The 21160-nt window shown below is 62.9% G+C and carries 20 protein-coding genes; 6 read left to right on the top strand and 14 right to left on the bottom strand.

What is annotated here, in order from left to right:
* Positions 1–63 precede the first annotated feature (63 nt).
* Positions 64–423 carry a YgaP-like transmembrane domain gene (locus PSTAB_RS08065; RefSeq protein ID WP_013982476.1) on the top strand — a complete coding sequence of 120 codons (360 nt, stop codon included), beginning with the start codon at positions 64–66 and terminating at the stop codon, positions 421–423.
* 101 nt (positions 424–524) lie between these two features.
* Here PSTAB_RS08065 and acs read toward each other — a convergent pair whose 3' ends face one another.
* The gene (gene acs, locus PSTAB_RS08060) at positions 525–2480 is read right to left on the bottom strand and encodes an acetate--CoA ligase (protein ID WP_013982475.1); all 1956 of its coding nucleotides are present in this window, start codon (positions 2478–2480) and stop codon (positions 525–527) included.
* Between the two features lie 250 nt (positions 2481–2730).
* On the opposite strand from acs, the gene PSTAB_RS08055 reads away from it, so the two are divergent.
* Both PSTAB_RS08055 and PSTAB_RS21900 read left to right on the top strand, forming a co-directional pair.
* Positions 2731–3960 (top strand): DUF2254 domain-containing protein, encoded by a 1230-nt coding sequence (locus PSTAB_RS08055; RefSeq protein ID WP_013982473.1) that lies wholly within the window; start codon positions 2731–2733, stop codon positions 3958–3960.
* Positions 3908–4054 carry a hypothetical protein gene (locus PSTAB_RS21900; protein WP_232243997.1) on the top strand — a complete coding sequence of 49 codons (147 nt, stop codon included), beginning with the start codon at positions 3908–3910 and terminating at the stop codon, positions 4052–4054. The genes PSTAB_RS08055 and PSTAB_RS21900 overlap by 53 nt, the downstream gene beginning before the upstream one ends.
* Before the next feature lie 154 nt (positions 4055–4208).
* On the opposite strand, the gene PSTAB_RS08050 is transcribed toward PSTAB_RS21900, so the two are convergent.
* Together PSTAB_RS08050 and PSTAB_RS08045 are read right to left on the bottom strand one after the other, a co-directional pair.
* Positions 4209–5207: a DctP family TRAP transporter solute-binding subunit gene (locus PSTAB_RS08050; RefSeq protein ID WP_013982472.1), complete on the bottom strand. Its 999-nt coding sequence runs from the start codon at positions 5205–5207 to the stop codon at positions 4209–4211.
* 145 nt (positions 5208–5352) lie between these two features.
* Positions 5353–6252: a LysR family transcriptional regulator gene (locus PSTAB_RS08045; protein ID WP_013982471.1), complete on the bottom strand. Its 900-nt coding sequence runs from the start codon at positions 6250–6252 to the stop codon at positions 5353–5355.
* Positions 6253–6428: 176 nt separating this feature from the next.
* Here PSTAB_RS08045 and PSTAB_RS08040 point away from each other — a divergent pair, with 176 nt between their 5' ends.
* Both PSTAB_RS08040 and PSTAB_RS08035 read left to right on the top strand, forming a co-directional pair.
* Positions 6429–7631 (top strand): CaiB/BaiF CoA transferase family protein, encoded by a 1203-nt coding sequence (locus PSTAB_RS08040; RefSeq protein ID WP_013982470.1) that lies wholly within the window; start codon positions 6429–6431, stop codon positions 7629–7631.
* A gap of 102 nt (positions 7632–7733) precedes the next feature.
* Complete coding sequence (locus tag PSTAB_RS08035; protein WP_013982469.1) at positions 7734–8669, top strand: hydroxymethylglutaryl-CoA lyase; 936 nt, start codon at positions 7734–7736, stop codon at positions 8667–8669.
* Positions 8670–9319: 650 nt separating this feature from the next.
* Here the strand turns inward: PSTAB_RS08035 and PSTAB_RS21545 are convergent.
* From PSTAB_RS21545 to PSTAB_RS07995, 11 genes are all read right to left on the bottom strand, one after another.
* A complete protein-coding gene (locus PSTAB_RS21545; RefSeq protein ID WP_125842872.1) occupies positions 9320–10159 on the bottom strand; it encodes a hypothetical protein in 840 nt (279 codons plus the stop codon).
* A gap of 71 nt (positions 10160–10230) precedes the next feature.
* Positions 10231–10851, bottom strand: coding sequence for a hypothetical protein (locus PSTAB_RS21540; protein ID WP_125842870.1), 621 nt, complete (start codon positions 10849–10851; stop codon positions 10231–10233).
* An 83-nt stretch (positions 10852–10934) separates the two neighbouring features.
* A complete protein-coding gene (locus PSTAB_RS21145; RefSeq protein WP_080564972.1) occupies positions 10935–11420 on the bottom strand; it encodes a hypothetical protein in 486 nt (161 codons plus the stop codon).
* Positions 11421–11772: 352 nt separating this feature from the next.
* Positions 11773–12663: an alpha/beta fold hydrolase gene (locus PSTAB_RS08030; RefSeq protein ID WP_013982468.1), complete on the bottom strand. Its 891-nt coding sequence runs from the start codon at positions 12661–12663 to the stop codon at positions 11773–11775.
* A gap of 116 nt (positions 12664–12779) precedes the next feature.
* A complete protein-coding gene (locus PSTAB_RS08025; RefSeq protein ID WP_013982467.1) occupies positions 12780–13772 on the bottom strand; it encodes a TRAP transporter substrate-binding protein in 993 nt (330 codons plus the stop codon).
* Between the two features lie 54 nt (positions 13773–13826).
* A complete protein-coding gene (locus PSTAB_RS08020) occupies positions 13827–14654 on the bottom strand; it encodes an HpcH/HpaI aldolase/citrate lyase family protein (protein WP_013982466.1) in 828 nt (275 codons plus the stop codon).
* Positions 14655–14674: 20 nt separating this feature from the next.
* Complete coding sequence (locus PSTAB_RS08015; protein ID WP_041771699.1) at positions 14675–15880, bottom strand: CaiB/BaiF CoA transferase family protein; 1206 nt, start codon at positions 15878–15880, stop codon at positions 14675–14677.
* Positions 15881–16010: 130 nt separating this feature from the next.
* Positions 16011–17363, bottom strand: a complete 1353-nt coding sequence (locus PSTAB_RS08010) for an MmgE/PrpD family protein (RefSeq protein ID WP_013982464.1) — start codon at positions 17361–17363, stop codon at positions 16011–16013.
* Positions 17360–17764 carry a VOC family protein gene (locus PSTAB_RS08005; RefSeq protein WP_013982463.1) on the bottom strand — a complete coding sequence of 135 codons (405 nt, stop codon included), beginning with the start codon at positions 17762–17764 and terminating at the stop codon, positions 17360–17362. The genes PSTAB_RS08010 and PSTAB_RS08005 overlap by 4 nt, the downstream gene beginning before the upstream one ends.
* A 113-nt stretch (positions 17765–17877) precedes the next feature.
* Positions 17878–19059 carry an acyl-CoA dehydrogenase family protein gene (locus PSTAB_RS08000; RefSeq protein ID WP_013982462.1) on the bottom strand — a complete coding sequence of 394 codons (1182 nt, stop codon included), beginning with the start codon at positions 19057–19059 and terminating at the stop codon, positions 17878–17880.
* 205 nt (positions 19060–19264) lie between these two features.
* Complete coding sequence (locus PSTAB_RS07995; RefSeq protein WP_013982461.1) at positions 19265–20086, bottom strand: HTD2 family dehydratase; 822 nt, start codon at positions 20084–20086, stop codon at positions 19265–19267.
* Between the two features lie 123 nt (positions 20087–20209).
* Here PSTAB_RS07995 and PSTAB_RS07990 point away from each other — a divergent pair, with 123 nt between their 5' ends.
* Positions 20210–21103 (top strand): LysR family transcriptional regulator, encoded by an 894-nt coding sequence (locus PSTAB_RS07990; protein ID WP_013982460.1) that lies wholly within the window; start codon positions 20210–20212, stop codon positions 21101–21103.
* The last annotated feature ends 57 nt before the right edge of the window (positions 21104–21160 follow it).

The following is a 21160-nucleotide window of genomic DNA, read 5'->3' as shown; positions in this document are numbered from 1 at the left end:
GGTGGCGAACAGGCGGCTCCGGCAAGAGTCATTCATTGAGAATGTCTTCGTCGGAGCCCCCCCATGAACAACTCTTCCAAGCACCTCGAACAGAACGTCCACGGCTGGGAGCGCGCCATGTCCCTGGCCGGCGGCCTGTACTTCCTCGCCAAGGGTCTGCGCCGTGGTGGCCTCGGCGGCCTGCTGCAACTGGGCATCGGCGGGATGGCCGTTGCCCGGGGCGTGACCGGCCACTGCGAGGCCAAGCGCGTGTTCAATGAAGTCAGCGAACAGGCGGGCATGGCCGAAGGGCGCTCGCACCATATGCCGTTCGAGCGTTATGACTCGAACAAGGAGCAACTGCAGGCCAACGCCGCAGCTGCTACCAACGGCACCACGGTCACCGGCAACGACGATCTGAAAAGCCCGCCCGCCGGCGTCTGAACATCGCCCTGCGCGCCTGTGGCAAGCGGACTTGTCCGCGAACGAAGCTGCCAGGCGACCATGAGCCCGGCGAGTCGACCGCTCGCCGGACGCCCGCGAGTTCAGCGCTGCTTCACCGCCTCATGGGCAGCGATCAACTGGTCGACGACGCCAGGGTCGGCCAGCGTCGAGGTATCGCCCAGAGTGTCGTAGTCGTCCGTGGCGATCTTGCGCAGCAGGCGGCGCATGATCTTGCCGGACCGTGTCTTCGGCAGCCCCGGCGCCCATTGAATGGTATCCGGCACCGCGATCGGGCCGATCTCGTGCCGGACCCACTGCTGCAGCTCCTGGCGCAGCGTGTCGCTGGGCTCGGTACCAGCAACCAGAGTCACGTAAACATAGATGGCCTGGCCCTTGAGCGGATGCGGCACGCCAACGGCCGCGGCTTCGGCCACCTTGGCGTGCGCCACCAGGGCGCTCTCGATTTCGGCGGTGCCCATGCGGTGTCCGGAGACGTTGAGCACATCGTCGACGCGCCCGGTGATCCAGTAGTAACCGTCCTCGTCGCGGCGGGCGCCGTCGCCGGTGAAGTACATGCCGCGGAAGGTCTTGAAGTAGGTATCGACGAAACGGTCGTGGTCACCGTAAATGGTGCGCATCTGCCCTGGCCAGGAGTCGAGAATCACCAGATTGCCCTCCGCCGGGCCTTCCAGCAGGTTGCCGAGATTGTCCACCAGCCCCGGCACTACGCCGAACAGCGGCCGCGTCGCCGAGCCGGGCTTGAGCGCCGTGGCACCGGGTAGCGGGCTGATGAGGATGCCGCCGGTCTCGGTCTGCCACCAGGTATCGACGATCGGGCAGCGCGACCGACCGACCGTCTCGTAGTACCAGTGCCAGGCTTCCGGATTGATCGGTTCACCCACCGTGCCGAGCAGGCGCAGGCTCGAACCGTCGGCACCCTCCATCGCCGCCGGCCCCTCGGCCATCATCGCGCGGATTGCCGTCGGCGCGGTGTAGAGGATGTTGACCCGGTGCTTGTCGATGATCCTGGCGATGCGGGTGACGTCCGGATAGTTCGGCACGCCTTCGTACATCAGGGTTGTCGCACCGTTGGCCAGTGGGCCGTAGATCAGATAGCTATGACCGGTAATCCAGCCGATGTCGGCGGTGCACCAGTAGATTTCGCCGGGGCGGTAGTCGAAGACCCGCTCGTGGGTCAGCGCGGCGTACAGCAGGTAGCCGCCGCAGGTGTGCAGCACGCCCTTGGGTTTCCCGGTGGAGCCCGAGGTGTAGAGAATGAACAGCGGCTCCTCGGCGCCCATTTCCTTCGGCGCGCAGACCTCGCCAGCCACGCGCATCAGGTCGTCGTAGGAGACGTCCCGGTGCGGGTGCCAGCGAATGTTCGCTCCGGTGCGGCGCACCACGATGATCTTCTGCACGCAACGGGTCTGCGGGTTCGTCAGCGCCTCGTCGACGTTCTCCTTCAGGGCGATGGTCTTGCCGCCACGTATGCCCTGATCGGCAGTGATCACCACCTTCGAGCTGCCATCGATGATGCGCCCGGCCAATGCCTCCGGCGAGAAGCCGCCGAACACCACCGAGTGGATCGCACCGATGCGCGCGCAGGCCAGCATTGCCACTGCGGCCTCGGGAATCATCGGCATGTAGATGGTCACCACGTCACCGCGGTGCACATCCTGGCCACGCAGAGCGTTGGCGAACTTGCAGACCTCCTGGTAGAGCTCGCGGTAGGTGATCTCGCGGTGCTCCGAGGGGTCGTCCCCCTCCCAGATGATCGCCACCTGATCGCCGCGCTCGGCCAGGTGCCGGTCCAGGCAATTGGCCGACACGTTCAGCGTGCCGTCGGCAAACCACTTGATATCGACGTGATGGTCGTCGAAGGAGGTGCGCTTGACCTCGCTGAAGGGCCGAATCCAGTCCAGCCGTGCCGCCTGTTCACGCCAGAATCCTTCAGGGTTGATCACCGACTGCTGATACATGGCCCGATAAGCGGCCTCGTCGGTCAGGGAGTGCTTTGCAGCCTCAGGGGACACGGGATACACGGACGCAGCACACATGGCAGTCACCTCGGGTTATCTGGTTATTTTCCGGTCGCAGCCTTGTCTCGCAGGCGAACCCTCACCACCCGATCGATCCACGCTTCCCGTGCGGATCGCCAACCACGCGCCTGTCAGACGTCTGCTTCAGCCGATGCCGAATACCGCAGCGGCCGCGACTAGCGGCCACTCTCCAAGCATAGACACTGTTTCGCGGCCATTTGCCGAGGGTTGCTGTCTCAATTCGTAACAGCCATCGCCCGGAGCCCCCATGTCAGCACCAAGCAATGCCCTGTTTCGTCAGCTGCAGCGGATCCCCCAGAGCATCGTCTTCTACCCCACCGTGATTCCGGCCGGCTACTTCATGCTGGGCGGTCTCGTCCTGCTCTTCGAAACGACCGACCTGGCTCACGCCTGGCGAAACATGCTGCCGCCCGGCCTGGCAGAGGCGGACAACGCCTGGGAAATCCTCGGCACGCTCATCACCAGCATCATTTCGCTGACCGTGTTCAGCTTTTCCATGGTCATGGTCGTGCTCAACGGGGCCGCCTCGCGACTGTCCCCGCGCGTGCTGCCCGGGCTGATCAGCGATCGGCGCAACCAGCTGATCCTCGGCAACTACCTGGGCTGCATCCTGTTCTTCCTGCTGATGATCGCCTTCATCAACAAGAACGAACCCGATAGCCTGCCTGCGTTCGGCGTGCTGCTCGCCGTACTGATGGGCCTGGGCTGTATGGCCCTGTTCGTCGTATTCATCCGTTTCATCTCGCAGTCCATCCAGGTGGACTGGATCGTCGGCCAGCTCTACCGCAGCGCCTGCCATAACCTGGCGCAGCGTTGCGAGCGCCTGGGGTCGATCACCGCGGCGCAGGATGACCGCGACTGGTACTGCATCGAGGCGGTCACGCCCGGCTATCTGCGCGAGGTCAATGAGCGGCGCCTGCAGGAATTGCTGGGGCCGGACGATCTGCAGGCGGTGCTGCAGGTGGAACCCGGCTTCTTTCTGGTCGAAGGGCATCCGTTGCTCAAGGTCAGCGCCGAACTGGATGCCCGGCGAACCCGACAGGTGCTCGACTGCTTCGATTTCCACGATGAAGAGTTCGCCGGCGCCAACGTTTTCTATGCCATGCGGCAGATGACCGAAATCGCGGTAAAGGCCATCAGCCCGTCGATCAACGACCCGGGCACGGCAATACGCGTGCTCAATCTGCACGGTGTGTTGCTCGGTCGCCTGGGTGGCGTCCCGCCGCTGGACGTCGGCTGCATCGACAATGGCAAGCCCAGGCTGTTCTATCCACAGCTGAGCCCGCAACGACGGCTGACGCTTATCCTCGACCCGATTCGTACCTATGGCAGCAATGACCCGGCGATCGTCATGGCGCTGATGCAGTGCCTGAAGACTGCCTTGCACGGGCAGCCCTCCAGCGACCAGCTGGAGGCCTACGTGGATGAATTGGCGGCACTGCGCGACGCAGCATACGGACCTGCAGAACGACCGTGACCGCCGTGCGGTCAACGATCTGCTGGAGCGCATCAACCGCCTGCATGACGAACTGGCGCCGCTGGCATTACTGCCGATTCCGGCGAAAAGCTGAAGGCAAAAAAAAAAGCGGCCTCAGGGGCCGCTCGGTCAACCATCCGGTTGGAATACACACTTGTCCGATCACGCAGATAGACGCCGCCATTCTGTGCAGCCAGCGCCGTGGCCGAAACTGCACATTGGTCTAACAGACCATTGGCGGGCTTGCTTCAAGGCGCAGAGTTGGCTGCCTGGGCCGCCTCGATGAGCTCCTTGCCGATCTCGCCCTCGAACTTTTTCCAGGCCGGCTGCACCGCCTCGCGCCACTTGGCACGCTGCTCGTCGGTCAGCACCAGGATCTCGCTCTTGCCCGAGTCGATGACGCCCTGCTTGGCCTTCTCGTTCAGCGCCTCGGCCTGGCGGTTCACCTCCACGGTGACCTCATCGATGATCGCTTCCAGCTCGCCGCGCACCTCTGCCGGCAGGCCGTTCCAGAACCTGGTGTTGGTGATCAGCAGGTAGTTGCCGATGCCGTGACCGGACTCGGTGATGTACTTCTGCACCTCGTGGTACTTCTGGCTGTAGATGTTCGACCAGGGATTGTCCTGAGCATTGACCACGCCGGTCTGCAGGCCCTGGTAGATCTCGGCGAAGGCCATCTTGCGCGGCTCCGCCCGCAGGGCGGTGTACTGGGCGGCCTGCAGGTCCGAGGGCTGTACGCGGAATTTCAGCCCGCGGGCGTCGGCCGGCTCGCGCAGCGGCTTGTTGGCGGTGAAGTGGCGCATGCCGTTGAGCCAGTAGGCCAGGCCGGTGATGCCCTTGTCCTCCATGGATTTGAGCATGGCGCGACCCTTGTCCGACTGCTGGAAGCGCTGCGCCGCGGCCATGTCGTCGAACAGGAACATCAGGTCGAACAGCTGCAGCTGCTTGGTGTACTGCTCGAGCTTCGACGGTGCCGGCGCCAGCAGCTGCACCTCGTTCATCAGCAGTGCTTCCATCTCCTTGCCGTCGCCGTACAGCGAGGAGTTGGCGAACACCTGCACTTCCACCTGGCCGGGCAGGCGCTCTTCCACGAGCTTCTTGAACATCAGCGCGCCCTGACCCTTCGGCGTGCTGTCGGCGGTGATATGGGAGAACTTGATCAGGATCGGATCAGCCTGGGCGCCGAGGACGCTAAACAGCGCGGAAGCGGCGAGCAGACGGGTGATGCCACGGGTGAGTCGTGCCATGGAGAGCTCCGTTTTGTAGTTGTGTGAGCCATGCAGCTGGTCCGACTCTACCCCGCTGCCCCCTCGGGCTGAATTGCTAATTGGCTAAGCGCGACTTCGCGTTTGGCGAAGGCCGTGACGCGATCGCGCCGCCGAACGGCTTGGCTCAGGACTGGCCTTCGCGAAGCGTGAGGTGCTCGAGCATCAGCCGGGCAGTCACCGACAGGCTTTCCAGATTGCGCACGCCGAGCTTGAGTTCGCGCCGCGCCCAGACATCGGTCAGCGGCACCATGGCCACGTCCAGCGCCGGCAGGTAGTTGCGCACCACCTGCTCGGGCAGCACGCCGATGCCCATGCCGGTGTGGATCATCCGGCAGATCGCCTCGAAGCTGCGCACCTGGATGCGCAGGCGCAGCGGCGTACCCATCTGCTGTGCCGACTGCTGCAGCAGGGCATGCAGCGAGGCATCCTGCTGCAGGCCAATGAAGTCGAAGCCTGCCGCCTCGCGCAGCGCAATGCATTCGCGGCCGGCCAGCGGATGCTCGCGTGGCGTGACCAGCACCAGCCGATCCTCGCGGTAGGGAAACACCTGCAGGTCCTCGGCCGGCATGTGCCCGGCGAAGATGCCGATATCGGTCAGCCCCTCGCGCAGGGCGCGCAGGGTGTCACTGCTGACGCGCTCCTCCAGGTCGATCTTCACTTCCGGGTGCTGGCGGGCAAAGGCGCTCAGGTCTTCGGGCAGAAACTCGATCACCGCCGAGGTGTTGGCGTGGATGCGCACATGGCCCTTCACGCCCTGGCTGAACTCGCTGAGGTCAGCGTCCAGCTGCTGCAGGTTGTCCAGCAGGTTGCGCGCGTGGTGCAGCAGCGCGTGGCCGGCCGGCGTCAGCTCGACGCCCTTGGGCTGGCGATAGAGCAGGCTGACGCCGAGCTGCCCTTCCAGATCGCTGACGCGCTTGCTCACCGCCGCCAGCGCCAGATGCTCGCGCTCGGCGGCGCGGGTCAGGCTGCGGGTCTCGGCGATGGCGACGAACAGCCGAAGGGTGACGAAATCGATGCGGCGCATAGTGGATTACAGAGTTCGCGGTATACGAAGCATGCGCCGCTATACGCCCACTAATCAAAGCGCCTTTCGTCTTAGCCTTCGTAAAGCGCGAAACCTCGCTTGGCCAACGGCCAATTGTCCGCCGTCCCCGCCTCGGTCATGCTCGGCGCCATGAATCAACCGGCACAGGTGTCGTGATGAGCGAACAGACTGACAAGAACCTGCCGCTGCAGGGCCTCAAGGTGATCGAGATGGGCCAACTGATCGCCGGCCCTTTCGCCAGCAAGCTGCTCGGCGAATTCGGCGCCGATGTGATCAAGATCGAGCCGCCCAGGGTTGGCGACCCGTTGCGCAAGTGGCGCAAGCTCAAGGACGGCACCTCGCTCTGGTGGCATGTGCAGTCGCGCAACAAGCGCTCGGTGACGCTGGATCTCAAGGCCGCGGAAGGCCAGGAAATCGTCCGCCAGCTGGTGGCCGAAGCCGACATCCTGGTGGAGAACTTTCGCCCCGGCACGCTGGAAGAATGGGGCCTGGGCTGGGATGAGCTGTCGAAGCTGAACCCTCGGCTGATCATGCTGCGCATCTCCGGCTACGGACAGACCGGGCCCTATCGCGACCTGCCTGGCTTCGGTGTGATCGGCGAAGCCATGGGCGGTCTGCGCCACCTGTCCGGCTATCCCGGCCAGCCCCCGGTGCGGGTCGGCGTCAGCATCGGCGATTCGCTGTCGTCGCTGTATGGGGTGATCGGTGTATTGCTCGCCCTGCAGGAGCGCAACCGTAGCGGCCAGGGCCAGGAAATCGACGTGGCGCTGTACGAGTCGGTGTTCGCCATGATGGAAAGCCTCGTGCCCGAATACGACGCCTTCGGCTATGTACGCGAGCCGGCTGGCAGTGCCCTGCCCGGCATCACGCCGTCCAATTCCTATTTGTGCAACGACGGCGCCTACGTGCTGATCGCCGGCAATGGCGACAGCATCTACAAGCGCCTGATGACCCTGATGGGCCGCCAGGACCTTGCCGATGATCCGCGCTTTGCCCACAACGACGGCCGCGCCCAGCACGCCGAGCTGATCGATGCCGCCATTGGCGAATGGACCATCCAGCACAGCCGCGACGAGGTGATCGAAGCACTCAAGGGCGCCCGCGTGCCGGCCGGCTATCCCTACACCGCTGCCGATATCGTCAAGGACCCGCACTACCTGGCGCGGCAGATGATCGAGCAGGTGCAGACCTTCGCCGGCCCGCTCAAGGTACCGGGCGTGCTGCCCAAGCTGTCGCGCACGCCAGGGCGCATCGGCGAAGGCGGCCCGCAACTGGGCGAGCACACCGACGATGTGCTGGCCGGCCTCGGCCTCACCGATGAACAACGCCAGGGCCTGCGCGAACGCGGGATCATCTGAACGCCACGCAGGGTGGACAAGGCGAAGCTTGTCCACCAGCCAGCAAGCCACAACGGTGGATGGGCAGAGCATCATCCACCCTACGAAACCCCAGGACTCCCCATGAGCAAACGCCTGTATATCCAGGAAGTCGCCACCCGCGACGGCTTCCAGATCGAAGCGGACTTCGTGCCAACCGAAGCCAAGATCGCCCTGATCGACCGTCTCTCGCAAACCGGGCTGGCGAAGATAGAGGTCACCTCCTTCACCTCGTCCAAGGCCATCCCCAACCTGCGCGACGCCGAGGACGTGATGCGCGGCATCCGCCGTGCGGAGGGCGTCGAGTACACCGTGCTGGTGCCCAACGTGAAGGGCTGCGAGCGCGCGCTGGCCTGCGAGGTGGACGAGATCAACCTGGTGATGTCGGCCAGCGACACCCACGGCCTGGCCAACCTGCGCATGACGCCTGAGCAGTCGCTGGTGCAGTTCCGCGAAATCATCGAAGTCACTCGCGGCAGTGGCGTGTTCATCAACGCCTCGCTATCGACCACCTTCGGCTGCCCCTTCGAGGGCGACGTGCCCGAGCGGCGCATCTATGAGCTGGTGCAACGCCTGCTGGAGATCGGCGTGCAGGGCATCACGCTCTGCGACACCACCGGCATGGCCGACCCGGCGCAGGTCGAGCGCATCTGCCGCGAAGTGCTGAACAGCTGGCCGCAGGCAGTATTCACCGCACACTTCCACAACACCCGCGGCATGGGCCTGGCCAACGCGCTGGCAGCGCTGAACGCCGGCATCGACCGCTTCGACGCCTCGCTCGGCGGACTCGGCGGCTGCCCTTACGCGCCCGGCGCCAGCGGCAATATCTGCACCGAAGATCTCGTGCATATGTTCCAGCGCATGGGCCTGAACACCGGCGTCGATCTCGACCGTCTGCTGCAATGCGCCGCCGACCTGCCCCAACTGGTCGGCCACGACGTACCGGGCGCCGTGCTCAAGGCCGGCAAGGCCGATCGTCGTTATGCGAAGCCGAAGTGGATGCAGGAAGCCGGCGTTTGACCGCATGTGGAGCGCCTGTTGGACGGTGTGGTGGCATGAGCGGTGTTTAAGCCGGAACTGGCACAACGCAAGGCCGCCCCTTACGGCAGGATTGAACAATGAGCTGATGGTTCTTGTTGTGAAGCAATACTGTCGGAACAGGCGAGACCTACAGCAGAACAAGGCCGATAAGACAATGATTATCTCTGTGATCGTTTGAATGCTTGGCCCCTGCTGCACGAACTACAAACTAGCCAGGGTGCAGGCTCATTTCGACCCACCGCAATTCCAGCAAGACATGAAATTATCAGGATTGCTTTCCTTGCAATTTTTACACAACCATTCGACTTCAACGCCTGAATTATTTGATTCTTGTTCATACTGATAGCGCCCAACTAATCTGGCAGCTGTTTCAAATTTTTCAGAGGGCACCCAAAGCTCAGGGCGTATTGGTCTATGAAAAGAAACAATTGAACGAACAGAGCCTTGATATTCATTAATTAATTAACCTTGTGGCAATGCCGCTGCTTTGCAGGTAGCTTGCCATAAGATTTACCTGAACCAGGCTGTCAGCCTCTAATAGCTTTCGCACAATTGAAGCACCTAACGTTTGGTTAAGGGGCGGGCTTTAGCCCGTCCCAGTGAGCGAAGCGAACGATTTGAACCAGTTGTTATAAATATGACTTCTCGATCTCTGTGAGTAGTTCATCGATTTTTATGCCTGAAGCTTTTCCCATTAAGAAGCGACTGGTATAGCGATCTAGTAGCTCTTGATTTGGTGCAACATGTTGCTTAACTTTTGTTCTGTATTCTGAAATTTTCTCAGGCTCCTCTCCTAGCCGAGTCTCCATTATTTCAGTAAGTAAATCCTCTCTTCTTTTTTGCCCGCCAGCGCCTTTGCATTTTTCCTTGATATATCTGGTTAGGGTTCTGAAGAGAAACTCTGCGCTATGAAAATAGTTAAACTCACTCCCGAGCTTTTGGCATGCGTGAGCTAATGAGCCTGAGGAAAACAGCTCGCGATAAAATTCTGGAACTCGGTCTTCAATATGCCCAATTTTTATTTCTTGCTCGGGTGCTATTAGGCACAAAAATGGAGCGACTTTCTCAAAACTAATTGGCAGGATTGCATGAAGGCCATGAAACGCCGTCATTAAAACAACCAGCTCGTTATTAAGCTTGGTGTTTAAAATCCTAAGACTATCAATGACTGATCCCCAGTCAATAAACTCTCCAGTTTTACCAATTTCTAAACCCCGCTCTTGGGATCCGTGCATGTCAAAGTGGATAATTGGCCTAAGCCCCTTATCAATTTCGTAAAATATTTCCTCTAGTAGCTGAAAGTATCCGTCGCCACTATTTATTCGTGCGTGCAAAAAATTAAAGTCGCCTCCATTACTAGAGGTGTCGCTTATGCTCTCAACTAAGCGGCGAGTTATTCCTTCTTCTCCCGGTCTAGAGCTTGTGACTAGATATACAGTGTTGACGTTGAAGGGTATGTTTGGATTCATGTTTATAACGTTTGGTTAAGGGGCGGGCTTTAGCCCGTCCCAGTGAGCGAAGCGACGGTTTGAACCAGTTGTTAGGCATCGGCGCCGCCAACTCTATTTAAAAAAGCTTCACGCATATCTTCAGGCAGATTACTTACAATAGATTTAACCCTTTCTTGAAAGAGCCTCTGAAACTCATTTTGCGCCCACACTCCCGCAACTGTGTGGCAGTGCATGTCGTAATCGTTAACTTCGATGTCGTAAAAAGTGCGAGGGTGAGTAAGTTTGTTGCGAGCTGATTTTGCGGACAAGAAATCTCTAAAATCTTCGCCGTCCGTTGAAAGCCGATAGCTTAAATCCCAGACCTTTGCTGCGAGTTTAAATGTTCTCTTTATATTTTGGTCTAGCGGCAAGAATTTTCCTGGCTCGGCTCCAACAATTAACAGCGATCCCAGAGTTTCTTGCTCCTTTGGGGTGAGTTTTCCAGAATAAACGCCAGCCCTAATGGTTGATCGGATTTCAACCTTTACGCATTCGGCTATTGCTTCAATGTAGGAGAAAATTGCTCGAACAACACAGCGCCGAAGGAACTGGGACTCTCGGTCTACCTCCAGATTTGCGTAGGCCTGATCAATGTCTCCTCGAAGGGCTTGCAGAAGCTCATAGGTACGAATAAAGCCTTCGCCTTTATCGATTCGAGGGGATCCAGGCATAAACTTCTCCGATGCCTAACGTTTGGTTAAGGGGCGGGCTTTAGCCCGTCCCAGTGAGCGAAGCGAACGGTTTGAACCAGTTGTTAGAGGTTGCTACCACTGGCCGAATGCTTTTGCCCTACATCAAATATTGCTGAATCTAGAGCAAATGTTTCGCGCATGCCATCCGAGGTCGTTGATGTCCAAGCGACCTCTCGCTGGATAAGTGACTCGATAGCATTGCCTGATAGACCTAGCTTATTTACTTGGCTCCAAGTGAGAACTGAGCCGCCGGACTGTACAAAGGCTTGCACTACAGATTTCTCGTGTGTACTCAAGCGGGAATAAATTCTCTTTGCTTCTTCTAGCTCTTCACGACTTTGTGCCCGCCTTACTGCGCTTGCATGAAGCCCAGTTGCTATTAGCCGAACTAGCGGGAACGCAATAACTGCTGAAAAGGCGGCAATAACCCAATCCAATGTCAAAAGATAAACCGACAAACCAACGATGCCGGCAACAGATGTTGCGATGCTTCGCCCCGCATCTGTCTCGGCGTATATACGCTCTGCCCATTTCTCCAGTGCTTTCAACTTGCACCTCTAACTATAATTAGACACCAAGTGGTGTATAAGGCGCCGAACGGGTTTGGTGTATAACATTCCGTTCGCCACTCTCTCCGAGCCTCTAGCTCGGGCCTCTCAGCGACGACGGGTGTTTATACACCAGCTCTGGGAAGCGTGAAATTGATGTCATCAAACATTGCCTCGCCTGCGAGCTACCGCACACGCTCCACCATTGCCGTGTCGATAAGGCTTCCAGATTCCATGCCGTGTAGAGCCGCAACAAAAATTGGCAAGCACAAGCGGCAGGCCCCTAGAAAAACCAACCACTGCAGGCCAGAGAAACGGTTAGGTCTCGCCGCCTGCAACATGTAGCAACGGCTCAATCCCCCTGACAGAACTGTAGGATCGCCTCGGCTACTGCCTGTGGCGCCTCGCGCTGAGGGAAGTGGCCGACGCCTGGCAATAGCTGTCGGTGGTATGGGCCGCTGAACAAGGCCTCACGCCCGGCCGAGGTTTCCGGTGCGTTGCAGGTATCGGCCTCGCCGTGCAGCACCAGCGTCGGCACGGCGAGCACCGGGGCCGGTTGCAGCAACGCCTCGTCCGATGCATAGGCAGGATCGCCGTCGACGAAGCCCCAGCGGTGGCGATAGGAATGCAGTACCACGGCGGCCCAGTCCGGGTTGTCGAACGCCTCCAGCGCCTGGACGAAATCCGCCTCGGCGTACCAGCCGGCGGGTGACCAGGTATCCCACAGCAGCCGCGTGAAGGCCGCGCGATCCTCGACTACCGTCTGCTCGCCGCGCGGGGTGGCCATGTACCAGTGGTACCAGTAGTTGCGCGTCTGGCTGAGCGAGATGTGCTGGTTCGGGTCATTGGTGCCGTAGCCCACCGCGAGCATTACCAGCCGTGCGGCGGCGTGATGGCGCAGCCCGCAGGCATTGGCCACCGCCCGCGCGCCCCAGTCATGGCCGACCAGCACCGGCTGGTCGAGGCGCAATGCGTCGATGAAATCCAGCAGGTCGCGCCCCAGCGCGGTGAGCTGACCGCTACGTGGGGTCAGCGCGTCGCGAAAGCGTGTCTGGCCGAAGCCGCGCAGCGTCGGGCAGAGCACGCGATAGCCCGCTGCGGCCAGGCGCTCGGCTACGGGCTCCCAGCCTTCGGGGCAATCCGGCCAGCCGTGCACGAGCACGGCCACCTGCTGGCCGCGGGGGTTCCATTCGAGATAAGCGATATCCAGCACGGGTGTGCTGACCGTGGCGTAACGACTCATGCCGGCGTCTCCTTGCGCGCTTTGGTCGGTCAGCATAAGCCTGGTTTCAGGCATAAAAGAACGGGCCGGTCACATCGGACAGACCCGTTCGTTCTCCGCTTCGTGCCTCTGGAGGCTCAGGAGCGGTTGGCCGCCTGCGCCGCTTTGATCAGCTCGGCACCGATATCACCCTCGAACTTCTTCCACACCGGCTGCATCGCCTCGCGCCATTTGGCGCGCTGCTCGGGGGACAATTCGATGATCTCGGTCTTGCCGGAGGCGACGATGGCCTGGCGCGCCTGCTGGTTGAGGTCGTCGGCCTGACGGTTCACCTCGGCGGTGACCTCTTCCATGATCGTTTCCAGCTCGCCGCGCACGTCTTCCGGCAGGCCGTTCCAGAACTTGGTGTTGGTGATCACCATGTAGTCGATCAGGCCGTGGTCGGAGGCGGTCATGTAAGGCTGGACCTCGTGCACCTTCTGGCTTTCATAGTTCGACCAGGTGTTCTCGGTGCCGTTGACCACGCCGGTCTGCAAACCCTGGTAGACCGCGGCGAAGCTCATCTTGCGGGGGTTGGCGCGCACTGCCTTGAACTGCTCGTCGAGCACGGCCGAGGCTTGCACGCGGAACTTCAGCCCACGGGCATCCTTCGGCTCGCGCAGCGGCTTGTTCGCCGAAAGCTGCTTCATTCCGTTGTGCCTGTAGGCCAGACCGGTGATGTTCTTGTCCTCCATCGCGCGCAGTAGCGCCTTGCCCTGCGGGCCGCTCTGGAAACGATCGGCTGCCGCCAGGTCGTCGAACAGGAACGGCAGGTCATAGATCTGGATGGCCTTGGCGTAATGCTCGAACTTGGCCAGCGAGGGGGCCAGCATGTGCACGTCACCGAGCAGCAGGGCCTCCATTTCCTTGCCGTCGCCGAACAGCGAGGAGTTCGGGTAGACCTCGACCTTCACCTTGCCCGGCAGGCGTTCCTCGGCGAGTTTCTTGAACAGCAGGGCGCCCTGCCCCTTCGGTGTGTTATCCGCCACTACATGGGCGAACTTGATGGTCACGGGGTCGGCGGCATGCACCAACCCGGCGACGGTGAAAGAAAGCGCGCAGGCGAGTGCCTTGAGCTTGTTACTCATCATGGAAGTACCCTCTTGTTGTTGTCGGTTGGTACGTTTCGCGGGCAAGCGTTGCGGTCAGGGCACCGCTTGCCCGGCACGTTGCAGCAGGCGACGGGCACGGCCGATGACGGGGGCGTCGACCATCTGTCCGTCCACCACGAAAACCCCATCGCCGGAAGCTCCGGCGGCGAGGATGCGTTGCGCCCAGTCCAGTTCCGCGGCACTGGGCATCAGGGTTTCGTGCACCACAGCCACCTGGCTCGGGTGGATGCACAGCAGGCCGCCAAAGCCCATGTCACGCGCGTCGGCAGCGGCACGGGCGAGGCCTTCGAGGTTCTTGATGTCGGGAAAGACGCTGTCCAGCGGTGCTGCCAGCCCGGCCAATCGCGACTGCAGCAGCAGCGCATAGCGTGCCTGGTCAAGCATGCGCTCGGCGCCGGCGGTGCCATTGGCCAGGCCGAGATCGAGGCCCAGGTCCAGCGCGCCGAAGGACAGCCGCTCGACACCCTGGGCGTGGGCAATTTCCGCCAGATTGGCCAGCCCGCGGGCACTTTCGACGATTGGCCAGACCGGCTTGCCGCAGCTGGCCGCCAGCGCAACCTGCACCGCGCTTTCGACCTTCGGCAGCAGCACGCCGGTGACACCGGCATGACGGGCACAGAGTGCCAGGTCCGCGGCCTGCTCGGCATGGGTTGGCGCGTTGATGCGCACCAGCAGGCGCGCCGCCGGGTTGGCAGCGAGGAAGGCATCGAGGTTGCCCCTCGCCTCTGCCTTAAGGTTCTCCGCGACCGCATCCTCGAGGTCGACGATGACCGCGTCGGCGCCGCTCGCCAGAGCCTTGGGAATGCGCTCCGGGCGGGTCGCCGGGACGAACAGCGCGCTACGGATGATCGATGAGTTCATGGGCTGGCTCCTGGGCACGCTCATACCGCGCCCTGCTCGTGCAAGCGCTGAATGTCGCCGGGGGCGTAACCCAGCTCGGCCAGCAGGCTGTCGGTGTGCTGGCCCAGCGCGGGGATCGGATCCATGCGCGGGGCGAAGGCGCTGTTGCGTCCCGGCGGCAGCAGCGCAGGCAAGCGACCGGCCGGGCTGTCCACCTCGCTCCAGCGCTGGCGCGCCTCGAGCTGCGGATGCGCCCAGACACCGGCCATGTCGTTGACATGGGCATTGGCGATGGGCGCGGCATCCAGCCGGGCGATCACCTCTTCGGCACTCAGGTGGCTGAACGCCTCGACGATGAGCGCACGCAATTCGGTGCGATGCTCCGAACGCCGGGCGTTGCTGGAGAAGCGCTCGTCCTGCGCCAGTTCCGGCTGCAGCAGCACCTTGTCGCAGAACGCCAGCCACTCACGCTCGTTCTGCAGGCCGAGCATCACCGTGCCGCCGTCGCCAGTGGGGAAAGGGCCGTAGGGGTAGATGGTGGCGTGGGCGGCGCCGGCACGCGGCGGCGGCGTCGCGCCCTTGTAGGCGTAATACAACGGGTAGCCCATCCACTCCACCAGGCTTTCGAGCATGGAAACGTCGACGCGGCTGCCCTCGCCCGTCTTGTCGCGCAGCATCAGCGCCGAAAGCACGCCGGTGTAGGCGTACATGCCGGCGGCGATATCGGCGATGGAGCAGCCGGCCTTGGCCATCTCGGTTTCGCCCGGCCCGCCGGTGACGGAGAGAAAGCCGCCCTCGCTCTGGATCAGCAGGTCATAGGCCTTCTTCTGCTCGTAAGGGCCGCCCTCGCCGTAGCCGGAGATGTCGCAGACGATCAGCCGCGGAAAGCGTTCGTGCAGCGCCTCGAAGGAGAGCCCCATGCGCGCGGCGGCGCCCGGTGCCAGGTTCTGCACCAGCACGTCGGCCTTGGCCAAGAGCTGGTCGAGCACCTGGGCAGCGGCGTCCTGCTTCACGTCCAGGCTCAGGCTTTCCTTGGAGCGGTTGGTCCAGACGAAATGCGAGGCCAGGCCGTCGACCCGCTCGTCGTAGCCGCGGGCGAAGTCGCCGGCACCGGGCCGCTCGATCTTGATCACCCGTGCGCCGAGGTCGGCCAGCTGGCGCGTGCAGAACGGCGCGGCGATGGCGTGCTCGAGGCTGACCACGGTGATGCCATCGAGTGGGCGGGGTTTGACTTGGGTGTCGTTCATGTTCGGTTCCTGCAATTTCGGCGTAGGGTGGAAATCGCCGAAGCCATTTCCACGCGTTTGTTCCAGCCCCTGGGGCTCTGGCGCCACATTGGTGGATAAGGCTTCGCCGTCATCCACCCTACGATTCAGTTCAGGCCAATGCGTCCAGCCGCTGCAGCTCGCGCAGGCGCCAGACCGTATCGATCAGCGCGCCCGCCTCGTCATCGCTGCGCGCCGCGGAGAACTGCACCAGGCGGCGGAACTTGTCCTCCAGCTCGGCGCGGCTCAGCGTGTTACCCGGGTCGCCCTTCGGCTCGTCGATGGCGCCGTGCAGCGTGCGGCCATCGGCGGTGGTCACTTCGACGCGACCGAGCCAGCGTGCCGGGTAGGCGCCGTCCACCTCGGGATCGAGCGTCATCGAGACCTTCTCGCGGAACTCGCCGACGCGAGGGTCGCTGAGCGCATGGCTGTGGAATTCGGTCAGGCCGGCCTTGCCGTACAGGGCGATCAGCCCCAGCACGGTGCCCATGGAGAATTTGGCCTGATGCACCGTCTGCGGCACCGTCACGCGGCCGAGCACGTCGATCGCGCCCTGGTGCACGCGGGTGGTGACCGAGGCGATGTCATCGGCCCCGAGCCCTTCGCGCTGCATCAGCGCCAGCAGCGCATCGGCCGCCGGGTGGGTATGGCGGCAGGAGGCGTGGAACTTGAACGAGGTTTCCGCCAGCGCCCAGCGCATGCCGAGCCGGTCGGACAGCTTGCTCGGCTCGGCATCGCGGGACATGCCCGCCGCCATGCCCTGCTCGCCTTCGAGGATGTTCTGCGCGCCGGTCAGGCCATCGGCGGTCAGGTAGGCGGCGAGCAGGCCATCGGCAGCCGCCTTGGCGGTGTGCAGTTGCTTGGAGTCCGCCGCGTCACGGAGAAACTCCCACAGCCCCGCCGCTTGCGTACCGGCGCTGCCGAGCAGATGGGTGAACTGCTGCTGGTCGAAATCCATCAGCTTGCCAACGGCCACCGCCGCGGCCAGGGTGCCGACCGTCGCGGTGGTGTGGAAGATGCGGTAATGCGAGCGGCCGAGGAACTCGCCGATGCGGATGCCCGCCTCGTAGCCGGCCACCGAGGCCACCAGCAGCTCGCGGCCGGACTTGCCGAGATCCTGCGCCGCCGCCAGCGCAGCGGGAAACACCACCGTGGCCGGGTGCAACACGGAGCTGTTGTGCAGGTCGTCCTGCTCCACCAGGTGCGAGCTGGCGGCATTCACCAGCGCAGCGAAATAGGCCGAGCTGCTCTGGCCGTTGACCAGAATGCGCGCCGGTCCGTCGGCCGGGCCCATCTTCTGCGCGTAATGCTCGAACAGCGGAATCGGATGCGAGCCGGCGCTGGCCAGGGCCGAGCCGAGCCAATCGAGAAAGAGGTCTTCGGTGCGGGCGAGCACCGGTTCGGGGATCTGCTCGTAGGCGAGCCCGGCGAGGAATTCGGTCAAGGCACGGGTGTGCTGGCTCATGCGTTGGGCTCCAGCGGATTCTCTAACGGATTGGACAGTTCGATGAGGTTCTGGTCGGGGTCGCGCAGGTAAACCGAGCGGATCGGTCCGGTCGCGCCGGTGCGCTGCACCGGACCTTCGACAATGGCAACCTGCTGCGCCTGGAGATGGGCGATAACCTGATCCAGCGGTGTGGCGACGATAAAGCAGAGGTCCGCCGAACCCGGCGTCGGGCGCTCGGCCTTGGGCTCGAACTCGCGGCCGGCTTGGTGCAGGTTGATCTTCTGGTTGCCGAAGGCCAGCGCCTTGCGCCCTTCGCCGAAGGTCACCAGCTGCATGCCGAGCACGCGGGTGTAGAAGTCCACCGTGGCCTCGATATCGGCAACGGTGAGGACCAGATGGTCGAGGTGGCTGATATTCATGACGCACTTCTCTCTTTCGTAGGTGGAAATCGCGAAGCATTTCCACCACCTGTGTCGCCTGTTCGATACGAGTGGAAAAGGCTTCGCCGTTTTCCACCCTACGTTTGGCTCCGTTAGAACGAGCGCGGCAACTCGAGCAAGTGCTCGGCCACGTACGACAGGATCAGGTTGGTGGAGATCGGCGCCACTTGGTACAGCCGCGTCTCGCGGAATTTGCGCTCGACGTCGTATTCGTTGGCAAAGCCAAAGCCGCCGTGGGTCTGCAGGCAGGCATTGGCGGCCTCCCAGCTGGCCTTGGCCGCCAGGTACTTGGCCATGTTCGCCGCGGCCCCGGCGTTGCGGCCGCTGTCGTACTCCTCGCAGGCGCGCCAGCGCATCAGGTCCGCGGCCTCGATCTCGATATGCGCTTCGGCGATAGGGAACTGCACACCCTGGTTTTGCCCGATCGGCCGGCCGAATACCACGCGGTCACGGGCGTAGGCAGCGGACTTCTCGACGAACCAGCGACCATCGCCGATGCACTCGGCGGCGATCAGCGTGCGTTCGGCATTGAGGCCATCGAGGATGTAACGAAAGCCCTTGCCCTCCTCGCCAATCAGGCTACTGGCGGGAATCTCCAGGTTGTCGAAGAACAGCTCGTTGGTCTCGTGGTTGACCATGTTGGCGATCGGCTGCACGGTCAGGCCGTTGCCGATGGCCTCGCGCAGGTCGACGAGAAAGATCGACATGCCCTCGGACTTGCGCTGCACCTCGGCCAGCGGCGTGGTGCGCGCCAGCAGGATCATCAGATCGGAGTGCTGGATACGCGAGATCCACACCTTCTGCCCGTTGATGACGTACTTGTCGCCCCGGCGCACAGCAGTGGTCTTGATCTTGGTGGTGTCGGTGCCAGTGGTCGGCTCGGTCACGCCCATGGACTGCAGGCGCAGCTCGCCGCTGGCCAGTTTCGGCAGGTAGTAGCGTTTCTGCTCCTCGCTGCCGTTTCTGAGCAGGGTGAACATGTTGTACATCTGGCCGTGGACGGTGCCGGAATTGCCGCCGCACCGGTTGACCTCCTCGAGGATGACCGAGGCTTCGGCCAGGCCCAGGCCCGAGCCGCCATATTCTTCCGGGATCATCGCCGAGAGCCAGCCGGCCTCGGTCATGGCCGTGACGAAGGCTTCCGGGAAGCCTTTCTCCTCGTCGATCCTGCGCCAGTACTCGGCGGGAAATTCGGCACAGAGGGCGCGCACGCCTTCGCGGATGGCGTTGAGTTCTTCCTGCCTGGCGTCTTGGTGGTTGTGATTCGTCGTCATCTCGATACGTTCTCGTTGTTGGAGAGGTCGCCCCTCACCCCAGCCCTCTCCCCGGAGGGGCGAGGGAGCTATCCGGTGCACGTCGGAAGTCATGCCTGGGCAGATGGAGTCGCGTGCACACCGATCCAGAAGCCGGACACCGACCAGTCCCCTCTCCCCCCTGGGGAGAGGGTTAGGGTGAGGGGGCGGAGTCCAGCCATGTACCTCACTCGAACTCCACTTCAGCCCTTTGCGCCAGGCCGTTGTGGTCGCCGGCCCAGAGTTCGGCCTTGCCCGGTGCGACGATGCGGCCGCCGACCTCGAACGGCTGCGGCGCGATCAGCGGGCGCAGGCCGCGGTAGGCGAAGCGGCGCAGGCGGGCGTCGGGATTGGCGCGGCAGAAGGCGCGCAGGTTGAGCGTGGCGATCAGCGGGCCGTGAACGACCAGGCCGGCATAGCCTTCGGTCTCGGTGACGTAGGGCCAGTCGTAATGGATGCGATGGCCGTTGAAGGTGACCGCCGAATAACGGAACAGCAACGTCGGCGTCGGTGTGACCGCCTCGCGCCAGCCACCGGCGACCATGGGTTCGCCACTGCTGGTCTTCGGCGGGCTCGGCTCGCGGTAGACGATGTCCTGCTCCTCGCGGATGGCCAGGCGGCCGTCCTGCAGGTAGTCGTGTTGCACGGTGACGAACAGCAACGCACCGGTGCGGCCATGCTTCTCCTCGATGTGCTTGATGGTCGATACCCGCCGGGCCTCGCCACCCGCTTCCAGCGGGCGGAAGAATTCGACGCGGCCACCGGCCCACATGCGGTTGCGGTTGTCCGCCGACGGGAGGAAGCCACCGCGCGCCGGGTGGCCGTCCTCGCCCAGCCCGTTTTCGGCAATCGGGTCCTGGAAGAAGCACCATTGCCACAAAGGCGGCAGCGCTTCGCCATGGGCGGGAGTGCTTTCACCGAAGGTCGCGGCAATGCGCATCAGCAGGTTGCGGCTGAGCTGGTCGTGGACTTCTTCGCTGCGGCCAATCCAGGCAGAGGTATCGGTCATCGTCGGGTTCCGCTGTTGTCTTGTTTTGCCGCAGGATGCTACGAAGCCAGCGTTCCGAGAATTTGTATTTACCGACACCGTCGTTCGGCTAAGCTGAACGCCCGACCCAAGCCGAGGCGCCTCATGCATTTCGATCTGGCCGATCTGCGCCTGTTCATCCATATCGCCGAGTCCCCCAGCCTGACCCAGGGCGCGCGCCGCGCGCACCTCTCACCGGCAGCCGCCAGTGCACGCATCAAGGCGCTGGAAGCCCAGTTCGACAGCCGCCTGCTCTACCGCGACAGCCGCGGAGTGGAGCTGACGCCGGCCGGCCACAAGCTGCTGCAGCATGCGCGGCTGATCATGCGCCAGGTGGACTATCTGAAAAGCGAGTTCGCCGAATACGGCACCGACTCGGCCGGTCACATCCGCATCTTCGCCAATACCACGGCCGTAACCGAATTCCTCCCGGAGGTGCTGGCCGGATTTCTCGCCGAGCGCCCCGGCGTCACGGTGGACCTGCAGGAACGGCTGAGCCGCGACATCGTGCGTGGCGTGCTGGACGGCAGCACCGACATGGGCATCATCGCGGGCCCGGTGCAGGCCGAAGGGCTGCAGGTATTGCACTTCAGCACCGACCGCCTGCTGCTGGCGGTGCCGGTCGGCCATCCGCTGGCCGGGGAAGCACAGGTCACGCTGCGCCAGACCCTGGTCTATCAGCACATCGGCTTGCACGAGGGCAGCACCCTGCTGACATTCCTGCGCGATCAGGTGGAAAAACTCGGTGGCCAGCTCTCCCTGCGCATCCAGGTCTCCAGCTTCGAGGCGGTTTGCCGGATGATCGAGGCCGGTGTGGGCATCGGCATCATCCCCGAGTCGGCAGCGCGCCGACACAGCCGCACCATGCAGCTGGCCCTGGTCACACTGGACGAACCCTGGGCAGTGAGAGAACGCAGCATCCTGGTCCGCGAACTGGACGCCCTGCCCGGCAGCGTGCGTGCGCTGATCGCGACCCTGGTTCCCGGTGACAAGGCCTGAGCGAACGTTACGCCCCCGATGCTGCCGAAAGGCGGGTAGCCCCGCTTCGGCGGACCA

This window comes from Stutzerimonas stutzeri (assembly GCF_000219605.1).
GTDB lineage: Bacteria > Pseudomonadota > Gammaproteobacteria > Pseudomonadales > Pseudomonadaceae > Stutzerimonas > Stutzerimonas stutzeri.
Note: the sequence above shows the minus strand (reverse complement) of the source record. Positions and strands in the feature narration are given on the sequence as shown.